This window comes from Brevibacillus sp. 7WMA2 (assembly GCF_010748895.1).
Classification (GTDB): Bacteria; Bacillota; Bacilli; order Brevibacillales; family Brevibacillaceae; genus Brevibacillus_B; species Brevibacillus_B halotolerans.
In genome coordinates this window covers 792231-809097 of record NZ_CP048799.1, presented here as the reverse complement: position 1 = coordinate 809097, position 16867 = coordinate 792231, and the positions used below count along the sequence as shown (strand labels likewise).

Here is a 16867-nt window from a genome sequence, read left to right as displayed (position 1 = left end):
TTTTCACTCGCGGTAAGAGGAAACGGAACGGCGAACCAACTCACTAGGGTTAACACCATACCTTTCCCGAAAAGCTTCTGCAAAATAACTAGGGTTAGAGTACCCGACTGCGCACGATACCTCGTTCACATTCATTTTGCCGCCTTGCAGTAATAAAAGCGCCGTTTCCATTCGTTTATTCCGTAAATATCCAAATACTGTAGTCCCGTACATTTCCTTAAAGCCGTTTTTTAACTTATAGTCATTAAGCCCTATCATTCGAGACAATTCGATTAGTGTTGGCGGCTCTGCCATACACTCAAGCATGATCGCACGAGCTTGGCGAATTTTTTCCATATCATCCTTGGTAAGCTGAGTCGATTCTGAATTCCTATCTAGTAAAAAGGTTCGGAAGGCTGTAGACAGAATTTCCATGATCGTGCATTCTATCTCGAATTTTCGCGTTCTTGGTGAATCTACTAGCTTTATCAAGCGTTGCAGGATAATCGAGGAGGGGGGATCGATCGTTTGTTGAAAAGCCCGGAAAGAGCGTTTTCCCAAAATATCCGAAAAATGAACCGATCTAGCACCATCTGGCTCTTCCATAAAATGATGAAAGCTAGAAACTGGAATACCAATACCAAGCATATAAAAGGGCTGCTTTCCCATAAACTCAAAACGAGTTTGCTCCTGTTTCATAAATTGTAATGTACAAGTTCCTGAAACAATTTCCTGACGAACGCCCTGAAGACTAACCTCTCTTGCTCCTTGAAAGCAATAACTCAGCTCAACCATTTCTTCTCTCGGGGCAAAACTCATTGCATGCTTGTCATGGAAGGTGTAATCAGAAATCACAACCTCCATATCCGGACGCGGGACAAAGCGACGGATAGAGCCCTCTCCAATTGAAGAATGCAGCGTCATCCGCTCTGTACGATCTACATTCTGTCGAGCCAACCCAAGCTCGTCAAAGAATAGATTAAAGTTCTGGTGAAAGCCAATGTTGCTCATTTGTCCATCACTCCGGTTGTGTTACTTTTCCTCATTTGCTTCTCCATAGTTGTAAAATCTAATTATGATAATAATTCTCATTTATATTGTAACGAATTTTTATACATTTGACCATCTCTTCGATCATTTTGTTTCTTTACAGGTAGTCATCTACATATTGCTGAAGTTCATCCAAGTAATTATCAATGACAGATTTGCTTAAAGCGCTTGTAAAGCGGCCTACCTCAGAGCCGCGGTAGTATATAATCACGAGTGGCACATACATAATGCCGAGTGCATCTTCCTTTTCAGCACATATCGAACGAATCGCAAGCTTCCTTTCCTCAATAATTTGATCTAAGGTCGCTGATAATTTCCTGCATGAACTACAAGACGAGCGATAGTAAAATGTTAATTCCATCGTTCATTCACCATTACCTTGCGTTTTGTTTGGGGTTCAATTGCTGTACACCTCTAACAGAATTAGCCTTCTGCCCGGGCTTTCCAGCATTAACCGGCTGATCCTGCCACTTTTTACTTACCTTTTGCCGAATGTAGTATAAAATTCGATTCGAATAAGCAGACCTGTTAAATCCTGATTTCTCTAAGAGCTCTGCTATTTCGCTAACACACATAAGTTTGTTGCGCAATCTACTTTCCTCTTCAATAAGTTTGATTTCTCGATCATATTTAGAGGTGACATTCTGCTGCAGGTCTGTTTTGTTTGATTGAAAATTCAGAATCTTATTCCTAATACGAATGATTGCTCTGTTAATCGTCATAGGATAGACCTGAAGACGTTCGGCTATTTGAGTATTATTTATACCTTCCATGATAAGCTTCATAATTGTTTTCTCAAAATCATTGCAAATTGAGCTTCCTAGTAAATGTTCTACATAAACCTTATCCACTACATGCTCTTCAATATTACTGCAATTATGATCAATCATCTCAAAGTTCTCATACGCGTGATAATGTTCAATTTCATCACTAAATCGGGCTATTTCCTTATACCTTTCTACCGGTATAGCAAGTAGCTTAGCCATTTCCTCTTCGCTAGGTCGATATCCTAGCTTTTCCTCAATAGCGATCATTCGCTTAATCTGTTCTACGGCTCCCCTGCTTAATCTTACAAATCGTGAATCGTTATAAAGCAGTTGATTGATCTCCCAGATTATTGGTCTAACCACAAAGGTTGTAAACTTGAATCCTCGATGAAAATCAAACTCCTGTAGAGCACTAATAACACCAATATAAGCATGCTGAAGCAATTCTTCTTCTGTTACTCGAAACTTAAAGCACAATTCCTCAACGTTACCTTTATAGTGTTTGATAATCGAGAAAAGAAACTCCTTGTTTTCTTCCAAAAACTCTCCTAACAGCTCTTTATCTTCTTTACAGGCATGAATAAGGTCTATATTGTGCATATCTTTTATGCTTTCTTTCCGTAAACGGAGGTATCGTCGACTTAACAAGCTTTCGTTCACTCCTAGTCATCTCTTTCTTTTCCCTTCTCCCTATAATAGTCGGGCTATCCTAGCGAAAAGATGCAGATATGACCGGCATTTTTGGCGATAAAAAATACACTCCCTACTAGTCACATGGATATGTCCCCTCAAGGATTATTCCAATGTTTGCGGTAAAGAGTGCATGACATTCCTTTCTATCATTACATTTTACAGTCCCCATATTTTTTATAAGATGCGTTATTTTTAATGGCTGACCAGACCTTTTTCACTTTCATCAGGTAGGTTGTTTTAAATGTTCCACGTACGACATTTCCCTCTCCCTGGTTATAAGCAATAATCCCCAGCTCTGGTCCGAATCTGCTTTGCGTATAGGCTAGATACTTGCAGCCAACATGAATATTCACTTCCGGGTCTGTAAGCTCTCCTTTTATACCCATATATTTTTGTGTAGAAGGTAAGATTTGCATAAGGCCCGTATCTTTATGCTTGCCAATCCGATTGGGATGATAATAGCTTTCGACCTCGATTATTGCTACGATTAGAAAAGGATCTACGTTGTACTTTTCCGAAAAAGTAAGAATATAGTTGGATAATTTTGTTGCCTCTGTGATGGAAATATTTTTAGAGATCATATGGTGTATGATCGTCCCCTGCATTTGTTTTTGTTGAGTAAAAATGGAAGCTGTTGTAGCAAACGAAACCGTGTTCTTTTGACCTGCTGAGAGATTGTCTAATTGGGAGAACAGATTTATAGATGATAGCTCTGTTATCGTCAGCAGGATTACGATGATGGATTTTATTCCAATTATCATGCAACCATCCTTTACCTGAGAATGTCATACTATAGTTGTCGTGTTACCCTCTTGGATCGTTGCGATTAAAATAACAGCTGTGATTCCTTCTGTTTTTACAAATAGGCATTCTCCCCACCAGTTCTCCTACTACCAAATATCAAAACAAAAAAGACGGGAGTATTCCCGTCTCAAAAGTCTACACACTCTCGCATGCAAGCAGCTATTTGTTTCTGTATATCATCAAGGTCTACTTCCTTCAAAGATACGTCGGCATTATAGAGCTCCATATAACTCTCTTTTATCCTTAGCTGCTCATAAGTAACTAAGCAATTAGCTGTACCACAACCAATGTTTGCGATATCTAGACCCATGTCCATTAGAGACTTATGAGTATGCTGTAAAGCTTCATATAGATCCTTGCATTTTATTTTCATGGCGTATAGTCCCTGCTCCTCTCTGTATAGGGCCTTTTATTGCTATAAGATGATTCCATACATTCTCGCAAGCATTTTTTATGTTTCATCAGCATGCCCTCCAGATCGAGGGAGGATGAAATTTCTTGTTCCAAAATATATTCTATGATCTCTTCTAGTTGTTCTTTATGTCGACGAAGCACTTCTACCGAAGCAGATGAAGTATGTCTCATCGCTCTGTTTATTTGCTCCATAACATTTTGAATCTCATCTATCTTTTCGATAAGTTTACCTAACGTGTACACTGCTTCCCTCCCATCTGGCGTCTTCTTTCCTTCGTCATTTATTCTTTACTATCAAAAAAGCCCCCAAAAAACTGATCATGCTTTATCCATAATTCATTTTGATCTTTTTGGCTGCTGTCCTTACCGGTTTGATTTTGATTCGTAGCGATCTGGCTCTGTAACAGTTTTATCTGTTGACATTGATCCTGTAATTGATTACAAAGCTGTTCATTGTTGACCGATAAAGCTTGGTTTTTTTTCAATAATTGCTTGGTTTCTTCTCGCAAAGCTACATACTCACTCAAAATTTTAACAAGTAAGTGAAGGTCAATCGTTGCCTTCGTATCACCAAACTGTTGATCTTGGAAAATGGTATCAAGTTTTATCATATTCTCACTCCAAAATGAATAAGGTCAGTGTTTTTAAACTATTATGCATGTTCCATCTGCTGAGCAGGATAAAAACGTGAGATCACTATCATAAACTCGAACTACTCGGCATCATTTTTATATACGTAATCAGTAAAATCTTTCAAATGTATTTCTACTCTATTCAAATAACAAGAGGAATCTTGTGCGATAGTCTCTTCTAGCATTTTCAACTTTTCCAACACTTCTTTTTTGATTGGAGGTGCGATCTTTTCCTCCCCCTGCTGGTGTCTTTCCCACCATCTCCGAAAGGTTTCTAATGTAAAGGTTTGATTGATGTAGTTCCCGCACGAGCGGCACCATGCAACCAGAGACTTATCGCATTCCAATTCCTCCAATACAAAGGATGCCTCTTCCTTGCAATGTGGACATTTATTTAAATAACCTATCATTACAACATTACCTGCTTCCTTTTATCTTGCTTATTTATGCACGATAGCTGATGAAATGGTCTAGTTTCTCATTAGATTTTGACTCAAAAGGAGATTCTTTCTGCGCAAACCGTCTTGCTCTGGTTATCGTTTCTGGAATCGTCGCTTTTTCAATATAATCATGCATAAAAGATTCCATATTACTAAAATCTAGTTTATCAATCAGCCGCCAATAGTAAGAGAGTAGCAATTTATCATTGGTACGTGTTTCCGGAAAAAGTACCATCAGTTTTCTAACGTTTCGTACAACGGTCTCTTTTTTCACGTTATCCTTTCCCATTCTTGTTCTTTTGTTCCGTTACATATGAAAATTGATTCTCAAAATCTTCTGCCGGAATCTCCATTTGTATGTCTGCTACCTTTACTTTTACATATTCTCGAAGGCCATTACTTCCCTTCTTCGTACCTTCAATGATACCTACCGTACCGGATGTAATCATTTGATCCATGAATTCCAGATCCGTACATACTTTTACCTTTTGTCCTATCTCTTTTTTCATGTAATCCACTCCCGATATGTTGTTCATTTCTTTACTCTCTAACCTCTCCCGAAAAATAAAGAAAATAGTCCATTGTCTCATCCAAGGGCTCATACACGATTCCGTTATCACCCTCAAACGGAGTTGTATGGATCACCCTTAATTCTTGTATTTGCTTGGGAATCCCATTTGGAAAGGCCATGCAACTCATTTTTGTCCTGCTATCACGATTTAAATATTTACAAAAAACACAAGGTATCGTAAAATCCATTGCTATCCCCCCTTCCAGTTATTACATTCATATCCACCGTATTGCTGGTACCATTCTTGTATCTTCGGGTCGATGGGGATATCGGTCACTTTCGCCGTAAATGCCTCTGGGATTAATTCGATTGGATACCAACTGGTCGCATAGCTACAGAGATGATTCGCAATATAAGTAGCCTCTGTGTACGACAAGATGGTTTTCGGACCATAATTGTCAGGATCAAGCGCTGAAAATTGGTAAAATTGATCAGCCCCTACATTATGAAAATGTAGCCAATGACCTATTTCATGGATAATCGTTCGTAATTTATGAGGAGACGATTTTTGGCCAGATTGATATTCTGCTAGTGCAATCTTATCCGCATTGGCAAAATCGTATTTTTTGTTCACAACAACCTCTCCAGTAGGAGGATTAAAGTAACCATTTGCGCCTTTTGCATCCTTGATATTTATCGTGAGTTTATGTTTAGTGATCATGGTTTTGAAGCCGCAACAGTGATTCAAAAGATGAACAAGTCCTTCTGTTACATAGTTAGCTGCATAAATATTTCGGTGAAAATTAGCATCAATATTTATGCTGTTACACCATTTCTCAGCTTCTGCTGCTGTTGCATACGGCTTCCATACAATTGGATTTTTACAGGTATCATCGTCATCCGGAATGGGTACGGGAACCGGATCAGGAGGTAGCGGATCGGGATAATTTCCATTATCAACGGTTCCAGTCAAAATTGGTTCAGCTTCTGGATCACAGAGAAGATGAAACATAACCTCTATTTGTTTTCGGTCGCCAGCCTCTGTATAGAATTCTAATTTACATATAGTCCCGGCCTTAATAGGGTGAGCGACTTGAAAATAGAGCCCCTCTTCAAAATTTTTACAATAAATATTTTTAGCAATCAATTTGTTCCCAATAAGAAGATTCCAATAATCTGAGGGAGTGATAATATCGGATTTTATGGATATCGCATATAGCTCTACGTCGTGTGATAAATGAAAAGTATCGGTAATTACTCTTTTAGTACCTGAGCTTCTCATTCCTTTTACATAAATATCACGTCCGATAAAATGGGCCCTTGTCTTGGTAGGATAATAGGGAGGGTCTAATCTTCCGCCTACTACATATCTAGCTAACATTTTCGTTAACTCTCCTTCATGTTTTCTTTAGCTAATCGTGTATAATAAAATGCTCATGTAAAAATAATGATCGGGGTAAGTCGTCATCCGACCCTGCCATAAGATCGCATACCTACATATCTAGTAAATTTTCATTTATAGTAAAAGTAGTCGATCTATATCATTGAAAAGATGCAATAAATCTAAATATTTGCTGTACTTGGTATGCATTTTTACTAGAAATTCATGGTTTTTTGCTTTTTTACTAAATATTGTCGTTTTATGTCTTTAAAAAGTTGCGAAAATTCCTTCTAGTTAGATTGCAGATTTATTAGCATAATGATATATTTAATATGGAATGGATTTCGTCTCCTCTTTTTATCAGAATCACACCAAACATACGTGCTTAAGTTTGTTCATGGCTCGTGAAGCGTGGGACTTATTTAACCCTAATTGATTGGAAATTTGCGTAGGCTTCATATCTATTCCGTCTTCGGTAAATAGCATGTAACTAATAATCTTCTGTTCTTGGTTTGTAAATAGGTGTTTATGAAACAGATAATCATTACGCACATCAGCCAATCCGTAGCCCACTTCATAATCTACACCATAGAAATGATCAACAGTCGATCCTTTTTCATCGTCGGCCCCATCACAAAAATGAACCATCGTACTTTTCTGGATAATCATTCGTCTTTTTTTTCGGTAGTAATCCATGACAGTTCTTCTAATTACCGTATGAGAAAAAGTAAAGAGATCCTTTTTAACTGCTCCTTTATTCATTGCAGTTAATATTCTTACAATAGAATCATGCTTTACATCCTCTCTATCTGCGATGTGGACCCCTGACAACACAAAATCAAATATTGGATTTAAAATTCCAATATCTAGGATTTCCTCAGTGCCCTTGGCTTTTTCCATATCATAAATCCTCCTAACGACTACAAATATTATGAGAGCTAATCAACTTTGATAATTGGTTACTAGAGAAACTTATATTTGTGCATATAGGTATTAGAAGAATAGAGAATTCTAATTTTGTTGCATAGTACGTGTTGTCATTGATAGATAGTTGATACCAAAGGATTTCACTTCTATATATAAGTAAAGGCTGACATAATCTAACTAACCTTAGTAATTTTTTCTTAAGAAGTATATGTATAAGTAAGAAAATCCCCTAATTCTCTACATTTTGCTTTTTTTTTCAACTCGTATTTTCATCTCCCCTTGTTAAGATATTTGTTTGCTGCAACTCTACTCTGGTGTACTTTTAGATCAGTAAATCTTGATTTACAAGGACTTATCACCTAAAGCATTACGGGACTAAAAGCAGATCATACGTGTAAGACCCAAGGTATCAACTATATTTTTACATCTAAGGTAATAGTCCTTCAGTAGCAAATACTATAGTAGTCGATACAACCTTTTGAAAAGTTGCACGATATTTCCACTTATAAATCATCCAGAAACAGGAATGTACGTTCCTTTAGTTAATAGAGCATTTCTTCGCCATACATAAAAAAAGCCAATAACGAATCAATCGCCATTAGCTCTTTTTTCTTTTCTATCAATTATCGTTTTTGAAAGTAACATGATACATTCTTAAGCTGCTTGCAAATATGCTATTAGTATCACTAGCGTCTTTTTTGTAGCATGCCTAGATTCTTGACAAAACTATGCACATAATTGGCACCTCGGCTCACAATTAGTCCAGCCGAAATAATAGAGACATGTTTCCACATATGTTGGAGGTCAAAAAGATTCAGCTCAAAAGCATAGCAGAGGATAATTCCTAGTAAGATGGACATAGAATAAGTCATTTGGTCTTTAACCCACTTCGAAAACAGTCCTTTTATTATTTCTGTTAAGGATTCTGTTAAAAAGGCTAATAAAATAAGTAGCTGAGCTTTTTCCAATATAAGATCTGTCATTTGCCTTCACCTGTTCGGATACGTTGTAATACCAACGTCATAATAAAGCTACGCTTACTCAGAGCTAACATTCGAGTTTTTACTTTTTCAGCCCAGGTATTATCAGTTACATAACCGTTACTAGTAAGATCAATCAAGGCTTGGGTGAGCATTTCAATTGCCACTCCTTTCGTTTCAATCCTCTTCATTTCCCTCTGCTGATTTTGTATCGACCATAGCTTTTCCACATTTGAAGGGGGAATAGGTTTTTCATACGCTTTTACATATCGAATTCATCTACATTTCTAATCAGTGTGATCCCCATCTAAACGCAGCATTAACGATTCCACTTTTGTATTAAGCGATCTGTTTTCCGTCAGAAGTTTGAAGTTTTCTTGCCGTAATACCTCAATCTCCTGTTTTAATGCCTTGATTTCTTCCTTGTAGATTCGCAATTCCTCTCTCAATTCTGCTCGAAATGTCTGTTCAGCTTGCGATAATAATTGACGATCTGAGATGCTAACTTCTTTTTGATTGTTATTTCGGCCGGATATATAACCAATAATACCTGTACTAAGGGATACTGCTCCCCCAATGATGGCGATCATCACATTTGCATCCATGCTCATTTCACCTTCTTTTTGTCTGTATACGTTACGTTACGTACAAGGCTGTGATCCTCGTATAAGCTAGGGAAAGTTGCATCGTTTTCGATGCTTTAAGACTGGACTTACGTGAAACAATTTTGTACAGCAGTCATCACTTCTGTTTCAACATCTTTTAATATAAGTAAAATGAGTAAAAAATTAACCCCTGCCACGAAGGACAGAGGTTATTACTTTTACATAATAAAGACATACCCATATTCAGCTACGACATCAATATGACTTTCAATCTCACTGTATACGTTAATGATACCTGAGCATGAGAGATCGGAGTCAATGTTCTCCCGTACGCTAATACTTCCGCTCAGTAAGGATTTTTCCCATATTTCCATGGATGACCAAATATCGGCATTATTTTGAACCCGAATAGCCATTCTTCCTAAGAGATTATGATGCTCTTTTAGGAGCAATAAGGAAAGTAATTCAGAGAAATCCTCTCGTCTGACAGCGACACGACTTACTAGATTGGTATTTGAGAATACTCTAATGGAAATGGTTGAATGTAAATCATCCCCATCAGCTACTCGAACGATCAGATTACTGTCTACTGAAGCAGAGTCCGATAATCGAACGGCAAAGAAACACCACAGAAAGGCGTAACGCATTTTACGGGCACTAATTTGGCCTTCTACATCAGCTTTCCCTAAGGCGTTTACCACCAAGTGAGCAGAACATTCGGATCTGTCTTGTAATTGAACCGCCAATGTAGAAGGAACATCATGTTGTGTACTAGTGCGAACCTGAATACTTGACCCTAAATATCCTGATTGAACCTGATTGAAACTCTCCAAATCTGAGACAGCTTTTACCCTAATAGTGACAAAAGAAGGTATATCCTTTCCTTTCTGATAGGGAATAGCTAAGTGTCCTGTAATATATCCAGAGAGAACAAATATATGAGAAGGAACATCAAATTTAGGATAAATAGATAAACTTGATAAAAGATTGTTTCTAAACTTTACTGCTAGTTTTGCTTTTAATTGCTCATCTTCTGCAATCCGAACGTGAAGGGAAGCGGCAAGATGGGATGCATACACCACATTCAAGCTGCCATGCATGTGGGTTTTATGGACTAGCAGCATACTTGACAGGCTGTCATGGAATTTTACAAATCCACTTGCTGATAAATCTACCTGATCCTCTACCATAACAGATAAAAATCCTAAAGTGTCAAAGCCATTATAGACCGATAAGGAAGCATGCAAATCATCTCTATTTACAGTCAAATCGGAAAAGAAATCTATTTTGGACGATTGCCGTACAATCACTTCTCCAACGGTTACATCCCGATTAATGAATAGAGTTGAATGAATCTTTGGATATGGCAAACCCTCGCGTCTTACTGCTAGCTTAGAGTTTACATCTTCTCTATTTAAGATATAGATGTGAGAAGGCCTGTCTGGCACACTTACAAATAGACTACTCTCAATCCAGAAAGCTTCTTTTGTGAAGACCTTCAAATAACCTGCTGTATCATGGTGAGCTGACTGTCTTACAGATATACGACTTATCAGTTGCTCCCTACTCACGGTCAGCTCAGATAAAAGATCCCGCGGACTGACAAGGAATAAGTGAACTGGCAAATCCCCATAACCTTGGAATTGTCTAATCCGTAGAGCTGAGACTACATCTGATGACTTATTTTGTCTAACCGTTATTTCCGACCAGTAGCTATCTCTGCCTAGACTATATATTCGCGTGTCATAATACGTTATTTCTAAGATAGGTCTATGTGACCTTTGTTCTCTGGTAAAGAAAGTAAGCGATGAATTCTCAAGCTCATTGAAAGCTTTCACGATAAATCCAAAGGTGTCTTTCTTTTTCTTATACCATTTTTTAATAGAGTCTGTAACATCAAAAGGAATATACCTGGAATTCCCCTCGATGCTCTCTATTACATTAATCCCATCATACGACGATGTAGGCGAATCAAATCCAAATGGATAAGGCTGGTTCTTCCAGGTGATCCCATATTCAGTCCAATCTGTGACTGGTTCAATCATTTGGACCTGCTTAGGCGCTATATTTCTACCATCGACATACAGCTTTACGACCGCTTTTTTAATGGTAACATTGCTAGGTGGGATAGAAGCTGCTGCTAGATCAAACCCTATATAGGAACGGAACGTATCTTGCAATGAAGAATCGTGTCCGATATACATTTGTTGTTCAATGCCATAGTTCAATCTTGGGACTGCTTCTCGAACAAAAGCATCCTTAGTTGCATACAAAATCGCAGTAAATTCAGGTGGAGCCAAAATCTCGTACTTACTTCTGATATAAGTGTAGGGAGAAATTCGTAGCAGTGCTGGCAGATTGCTACTCACCTTAATAGTCATACCTGCTAAAATATCAGAAGCATAGTTAGCAATGATTCCGTATTTGGCGATTATTCTTGTATACGGAGCAATGCCAAGAGACGAAGGTACATCATTTGTTTCTTTAATCGACAGGTTAGAGGAAAGATTAGAATAATCGCCTCTTATCATTCCATATTTGGCTTTTAGGAATCCACGTGTAGCTATCTTCAATTGACTGTTGAAATCAGCGTTGCTTGTTATATTAAGGGAAGAAACTAAATCACTGCCTTCAACCGGTATCATGTCGTACCTACCGATAAGTCGAGTCTGTGTACTAATTCCTACTCTAGAAGATAGCTGAGATGTAGCAGTGATGTTTAGCCAAGAGGTAAGATCGTCTACTGTAGTCTCGATGATCTTATATTGAGCTATCAGTTTTTGGCTGGATGTAACTCCTAGTTTTCCTGCTAAATTAGAGGTATTTGTAATTGTGAGAGAGGCCGACAACTCGTTAGCAGTTATGCCTTTCACTAGATATCGGCTCGTTAGCTGCCCCTTTAGCAAAAGAGATAGGTGACATACTAATGTGTCTCTTTGAATGATCTGGATGGTACTGTCTACATCCTGACTAAATAGCTCTTTTATCTGATATTTTCCTGATAGATTAGCCTTTGGCCGAACAGAAAGCTTTGATTCTAGGTGATTCGTATGATGGATAGAAATAGAGGATGAAATATCGCTATTAGTCTGCCGCTTAATATGGTATTTCCCTTGTAAAATTGTTTGTGGCGTTATATACAGACTACCTGCGAATCCAACTGCTCGATTAATCTTGATACTGGATGGTATGTCCTTTACGCCAGATGGGATACTACGGTACTTCCCTTTCACAATGCCACTGGTACCTATTTGTAATGAGCAACGAACATCATGGCCTTTAGGGACTATGATATGTGAGGGTATCTGGTTCTCGTTTTTATATAACAGATACCCAGCCAAGTAGTTTTGAGCTACTTCATCCATAGACAAAGCCCTGTTATAAATGCGGACCACTGGAATTGTTCCTCGGAACCATTTTGTCATCTCTTTATGGTGTCGTCCTATCATCAAGTCAGCTAAAGGATCTGTATACGTTCCAGATATGGCTTTAGACCTTCCTTGTGGAGCTCCATTGAGATAAGCACTTAAGTATCCTGTATGCTCGTCAAATGAGCCAATTACGTGATACCATTCACTTTTAGATTGGTAGCCCAGGTTAAACATGGTCTGGTTGTCAGGAGTTGTCACATGTAATTCCAATTCGCCCATATCGTTACATAAGAGAGCAATTCCTTGTGTACCCTCAACTTGTCCCCCTGAAGACAGCACAATACTTCCGCCAATGAAGTAGAACCAGGCTTCAAATGTAATACTTGCGGCAAGCTTCAGTTGAGAAGCTCTACCGCAAGTAACATAGCTGCCGTATCCATCAAAATACAGGGTATACGGGTGCGAAGCTGTATTGTTTCCTGTCCACCCACTTTGGGAGTTGTATTGAAACCCATGTAAGGTACCGTGGTTGTTATTCCCACTAAGATCATGCCATTTGGTGGTAGGTGTGGCATTATTGCCTCTTGTCAGCCCTTGATCAGCAAGAGAAGCGTGAAGGGAAAGAACCAATCCTTCCTTAATAAACATGTAAGATCACGCCCTGTTCCATTGTATTGGAATGCCGTTATGCCGGACTTGCCTTAGCCTTAAGATCAAAGGTTCCACCCTGCTTCACCGTAATATCTGAACCTACTCTGACATAAAATTTAGCCGCTGCACCTGGTGCATAAGTACCGCTAAACTCTAATTCAGAAATGCTAATAAACGGTGTTTCACTTATGCTGAGCTTGACATCCATCCCTACTTCTACCGTTGCTTTATCGACCCACACCTGCATTCGATTGACAGGAAACTCGGCATTATTTTGTAACCACACTGCCTTTGGCAAGGAGGTCTGGCTAGCGATCAAGGTACCAAAATCCAGATAGCGCAATAATCCACCCGCATTGTCAGTGTAGTATTTTCCAAATTCATTGCGGAAACCTAATATTGGTGGGTCAATAGGCAGGAGATTTCGCAATGCTGGGTAGCCGTCGTTGTATTTGGCATCTAAAATCCAGGTAGTGTTCATATCCCAATTCGTGTAGAGAGATGGGTGTTTCAATTCTGCTGTATATTTAGGAATTCCGCCGTAGCCGCCGGTGGTTGTTTTATAGGTTTGGCGGTCGAAATAGCATTCGGTTAGGGTTTTAGCGCCGGGATTATAATGATCATACGTAAAGCCTGTACCAGTTCCATAGATAGTGCCGATTGCATTACATCGTTTAAAATTTCCTGTTGTAATATAACCAACAAATCCTGCGACAGTACTACCGATTACATCACAAGAATTATAACAGTCCTCAATGCTGGAACTATTAGAATTCATATGTCCAATGAACCCTGCAACATAAGAAGAACCCTCGACTCTTCCTTTTGAGTAGCTTCTTTTCACGCTGATGTTACTGCCTGTGATATATCCGATGAACCCTCCGGTATAGCTAACGCCAATCATATTGGCATTTGCAGAGCAATCCTCAATCATTGTATTTGAGGAAGCATAACCAATCAGAGCACCTGCATAATCGCCTTTACTCGTTATTCGACATGATGAAAACGTATCCACATGACAATTTTTAATCAACGAATTCGTACTATATCCTACTAATGAACCAGTATATGCGGCCCCCGTAACATTACAGTCTATTATGTCTAGATTCTGGACGGTTGCTCCTGTAATTTGCCCAAATAGTCCGGCATAGCCATTTGATGGTAGATTGATAAACAAATTCGCAATGCATCGTCCACCACCATCAAAATTCCCTTGAAAGTGATTATCTTGACCAACTATAGGAAAACCTATAGGATAAAAACCACTATTTATTTGATGATCAACCATTTTGATATCATCTTCTACTTTAAATCTACTATGTCGAAACCACCGAATCTGATTAAGTTCATCTTCTGTAGTAATGATGTATGGCTCTGCCTGTGTCCCTTTTCCCGTTTTGTATCGAATATATTGGCGATGCTCTGGATACCCTTCGTTTACGTCTTTCTTTACATCCCAATACAAATCAAAATCCCAAGAATACGTACCCTTATCCTTCATCTCTGAGGTTGCTTTGCCAATGCCAGCTGCACTTGTAGGGGCACCTGAGGATTCTAAGTCCCAAAAACAGTTGGTAGCAATAGATTTATCCCTATAATAGCCTACTAGACCACCAATATTGGTTCTGTCCTTGGCGACTGTAATGTCTTCCACCTTTCCTGTGGAATAACAATTATCTGTATAAACCCCATTATTATCCCAATATGCATTTCCTAGCACTCCACCAGCAATATTTCCAGCAGATTTAACATTACATTTATAGTTATAGCAGTATCTTATTTCTGTATTCCAACTACTTTGAGGAGAATAAGCATAAGCATCACCAATAAGTCCCCCAACTTTGCCTCCTCGACCTTCTACTGTTCCACCAATAACATTGCAATTAAATATTCTGCATCCAACGATATATCCTATGAGGCCGCCTGTTGTTTGACTTGCATTTGTAATATTAGGGTCTATAAGACGTACATTTCGAATTGTTGCTGTGCGACCGGCACCAAATAGGCCTACGTAATTCCTGTTTTGGTTCATAAAGAGACCCTTAATGAAATGACCTCGACCATCATAATTTCCAGTGAAGGGTGCATTGGTAGTCCCTATCGGTTCAAACCCTTCTCCAGATTGAAAGCTCGCCATTACAATATCCTGATCCTGGACATACCAAGCCCCTAGATTTTTTCTCACATTATTCAAATCCTCTTCATTTGAAACAATGTAGGGATCAGCTTGCGTTCCACCACCTCCAGAAAAGTGGTTTACATAGAGATAGGTTTTCCCATTTTTCTTCTCATAGTATGGTCTCACCCCATTGGTCTCTTCCTTGCTTTGTAGAAACGTAATCTCATTTTTTCCATTTGGATCAGTATCACTCACAACAAAAACCTTGTCATAATCATCATAGGGAAGCACGATTATTCCCTTGGTATCCTTGGCACCATCCACCCAAACAAATTCACGTGAAAACGGAATATCTTCATGCTGCTCAATCGCTTTGGTAATAGACGGAAAGTTATCTTTTCCCTTTATATCGATCTCTGATAAATCGGTAGTCTCTAAAATTACCTTTGCCTCCAGATGTCTAGTCCCAAACGTACTGACAAAGGCTTGATATTCCTCATAGATGCTTTGCTCTTCTTTTGTTCGTTCGGTTGCTTCCTTGGCTGCAAGCATATCGACTAAATAAATGTCTTTGACACTTACCCATCCATGTGGAGTCAGTACCTCAACAGGTACAGGAGAAGCCTTCAAGGTCGCTTGTCCCTTAGCATCATGAACATGTGATGAAAAAAATCTCACCTGTAAAGGATTTGCTTCTGCTCTTTTCTCTTCTGACACAGAAAGCACTTGCTGAGCAGCAACTGATCTCACTTGTCTCTCGGTAAAGCTTCTTTTTTTCCGAGCACTCCGTTTCTGAGGAGCATTCCTCAGTTCTTCTTGAATAGCGGGACTTTCTTTGCTCTTTATGGCATCCTTTATAAACTGGCGGATTTCTTTTGCTAGCTGTTCATTTATACCACCTGCCAATTCAGCTCACCTCCTATATTGGGTCGTAATGGGGAATGAAACTCGTTAGCTATAAGTCCATTCACCCTAATTTGTAATTTTCCATCTAATTTTTTATCACTAACTAACCTGAAGTTCATATAAAAGGGAGACTGAAACGGAATGCAGCAAATTGCCTTAAAATGAATCGTCACATCATCTACTAGAAAAGTAGATTTGTATCCAAAATTGTATTGGGTAATCGTACTGCTAAGATTGCCACCATTACCAAGAGCCATAGGACTAAAGTTAGCCAATCCTCTTGCTTCTGCATCTTTATACGAAATAATATCTGTGTAGGTATTCTGAATGTTTCCAGTTAGCAAATAATCTTTATCAGGTGTCGAATAAGCAACATCAATAATTCGCCCTGCTAGATTAAACGTTCCGTCCTTTTCAAAAAAAAGCTTCTGGCCATGACCAACTACCCCGAAACGTATTAGCTTGCTTCTTTGAATGTGATAAAAATTATTTTCTTGTTTGGTAGTAAAATCAAACTCAGCTAGGTGAGTACCATCAACATACTCACCTAACCAAATGAAATCCTGTGTGACAGGCGAATAGCCGTTACAACGAGAAAACACGGTAAAAGTCCCCCTCCATTGCATTGGATGTACGA

General features: G+C 38.8%; 18 protein-coding genes. All 18 read right to left on the bottom strand.

Annotated elements, in window-relative coordinates; translation table 11 throughout:
• Positions 1-3: 3 nt before the first annotated feature.
• The 18 genes from GOP56_RS03400 to GOP56_RS03310 all read right to left on the bottom strand — a co-directional run bounded on the left by GOP56_RS03400 (position 4) and on the right by GOP56_RS03310 (position 16832).
• Positions 4-990, bottom strand: a complete 987-nt coding sequence (locus GOP56_RS03400; protein ID WP_163244504.1) for a helix-turn-helix transcriptional regulator — start codon at positions 988-990, stop codon at positions 4-6.
• 136 nt (positions 991-1126) lie between these two features.
• A complete protein-coding gene (locus GOP56_RS03395; protein ID WP_163244151.1) occupies positions 1127-1390 on the bottom strand; it encodes a thioredoxin family protein in 264 nt (87 codons plus the stop codon).
• A 13-nt stretch (positions 1391-1403) separates the two neighbouring features.
• Complete coding sequence (locus tag GOP56_RS03390) at positions 1404-2444, bottom strand: sigma-70 family RNA polymerase sigma factor (RefSeq protein WP_254068585.1); 1041 nt, start codon at positions 2442-2444, stop codon at positions 1404-1406.
• A gap of 194 nt (positions 2445-2638) precedes the next feature.
• The gene (locus tag GOP56_RS03385; RefSeq protein WP_163244502.1) at positions 2639-3250 is read right to left on the bottom strand and encodes a transglycosylase SLT domain-containing protein; all 612 of its coding nucleotides are present in this window, start codon (positions 3248-3250) and stop codon (positions 2639-2641) included.
• A 412-nt stretch (positions 3251-3662) separates the two neighbouring features.
• Positions 3663-3950 (bottom strand): hypothetical protein, encoded by a 288-nt coding sequence (locus tag GOP56_RS03375; protein ID WP_163244501.1) that lies wholly within the window; start codon positions 3948-3950, stop codon positions 3663-3665.
• Positions 3951-3988: 38 nt separating this feature from the next.
• Entirely contained in the window at positions 3989-4318 is a 330-nt protein-coding gene (locus tag GOP56_RS03370) for a hypothetical protein (RefSeq protein WP_163244500.1), read from the bottom strand.
• 101 nt (positions 4319-4419) lie between these two features.
• Positions 4420-4749 (bottom strand): hypothetical protein, encoded by a 330-nt coding sequence (locus GOP56_RS03365; protein WP_022584821.1) that lies wholly within the window; start codon positions 4747-4749, stop codon positions 4420-4422.
• Between the two features lie 34 nt (positions 4750-4783).
• Positions 4784-5053 carry a hypothetical protein gene (locus GOP56_RS03360; protein ID WP_163244499.1) on the bottom strand — a complete coding sequence of 90 codons (270 nt, stop codon included), beginning with the start codon at positions 5051-5053 and terminating at the stop codon, positions 4784-4786.
• 1 nt (position 5054) lies between these two features.
• Positions 5055-5288 carry a hypothetical protein gene (locus GOP56_RS03355; RefSeq protein WP_163244498.1) on the bottom strand — a complete coding sequence of 78 codons (234 nt, stop codon included), beginning with the start codon at positions 5286-5288 and terminating at the stop codon, positions 5055-5057.
• A gap of 31 nt (positions 5289-5319) precedes the next feature.
• On the bottom strand, positions 5320-5538 hold the full coding sequence (locus GOP56_RS03350; protein WP_022584822.1) for a hypothetical protein: 219 nt from the start codon (positions 5536-5538) through the stop codon (positions 5320-5322).
• A 2-nt stretch (positions 5539-5540) separates the two neighbouring features.
• Positions 5541-6671 (bottom strand): hypothetical protein, encoded by a 1131-nt coding sequence (locus tag GOP56_RS03345; RefSeq protein WP_096885373.1) that lies wholly within the window; start codon positions 6669-6671, stop codon positions 5541-5543.
• A gap of 366 nt (positions 6672-7037) precedes the next feature.
• Positions 7038-7571 (bottom strand): sigma-70 RNA polymerase sigma factor region 4 domain-containing protein, encoded by a 534-nt coding sequence (locus GOP56_RS03340; protein WP_096885370.1) that lies wholly within the window; start codon positions 7569-7571, stop codon positions 7038-7040.
• A gap of 713 nt (positions 7572-8284) precedes the next feature.
• Positions 8285-8581 (bottom strand): hypothetical protein, encoded by a 297-nt coding sequence (locus tag GOP56_RS03335; protein ID WP_163244497.1) that lies wholly within the window; start codon positions 8579-8581, stop codon positions 8285-8287.
• Positions 8578-8769 carry a hypothetical protein gene (locus GOP56_RS03330; protein WP_163244496.1) on the bottom strand — a complete coding sequence of 64 codons (192 nt, stop codon included), beginning with the start codon at positions 8767-8769 and terminating at the stop codon, positions 8578-8580. The genes GOP56_RS03335 and GOP56_RS03330 overlap by 4 nt, the downstream gene beginning before the upstream one ends.
• A gap of 96 nt (positions 8770-8865) precedes the next feature.
• Positions 8866-9183, bottom strand: coding sequence for a coiled-coil domain-containing protein (locus GOP56_RS03325; protein ID WP_003337273.1), 318 nt, complete (start codon positions 9181-9183; stop codon positions 8866-8868).
• A 218-nt stretch (positions 9184-9401) separates the two neighbouring features.
• Positions 9402-13202, bottom strand: a complete 3801-nt coding sequence (locus GOP56_RS03320; protein ID WP_163244495.1) for a DNRLRE domain-containing protein — start codon at positions 13200-13202, stop codon at positions 9402-9404.
• A 37-nt stretch (positions 13203-13239) separates the two neighbouring features.
• A complete protein-coding gene (locus tag GOP56_RS03315) occupies positions 13240-16230 on the bottom strand; it encodes a filamentous hemagglutinin (RefSeq protein WP_163244494.1) in 2991 nt (996 codons plus the stop codon).
• The gene (locus GOP56_RS03310) at positions 16215-16832 is read right to left on the bottom strand and encodes a hypothetical protein (protein ID WP_121474094.1); all 618 of its coding nucleotides are present in this window, start codon (positions 16830-16832) and stop codon (positions 16215-16217) included. Before GOP56_RS03310 ends, GOP56_RS03315 begins: the two co-directional genes overlap by 16 nt.
• Positions 16833-16867: the final 35 nt, after the last annotated feature.